The sequence below is a fragment of the Mesorhizobium sp. M2E.F.Ca.ET.209.01.1.1 genome, from assembly GCF_004010375.2.
In the GTDB taxonomy this organism is placed as follows: domain Bacteria; phylum Pseudomonadota; class Alphaproteobacteria; order Rhizobiales; family Rhizobiaceae; genus Mesorhizobium.
Genome location: NZ_SADP02000469.1, coordinates 1 through 362, shown reverse-complemented (window position 1 = coordinate 362; position 362 = coordinate 1). Strand labels below are relative to the sequence as shown.

The 362-nt window shown below is 60.8% G+C and carries 1 protein-coding gene; it reads left to right on the top strand.

The features are described 5' to 3' along the window. Window positions 1-362, top strand: a 362-nt coding sequence (locus EN852_RS36520; RefSeq protein ID WP_135879736.1) for an O-antigen ligase family protein, incomplete at both ends; no start/stop codon positions are given.

Here is a 362-nt window from a genome sequence, read left to right as displayed (position 1 = left end):
CGCGATCGTGGCTGCGAGCGCGGTTTTCGGGTCCCAGACGATAGCGGGGCGTGTCGCATTTCTGCACTCGGACTGGGATGCGCTGACCCATGGTGACCACACGACAGCTTTGGGATCGCGCGTCGCCCTTTGGGATATCGGGCTGAAGGCATTTCGGGAGATGCCATTTTTCGGACATGGCGTGGGTGCCACCCGGCTCTTGATCAAGCAGGGTTTTCAGGATCAGTTCGGGATGGATGAAGGTTTCAATCATTTCCACAACGGCTTCCTGACCGCCTTGGTGCAAGCGGGAATCCTGGGTGCGGTGACGCTGGCGGCGATCTTCGTGGTTGCCGCCAGAAATGCCGCCCGGGTCCTTCGCG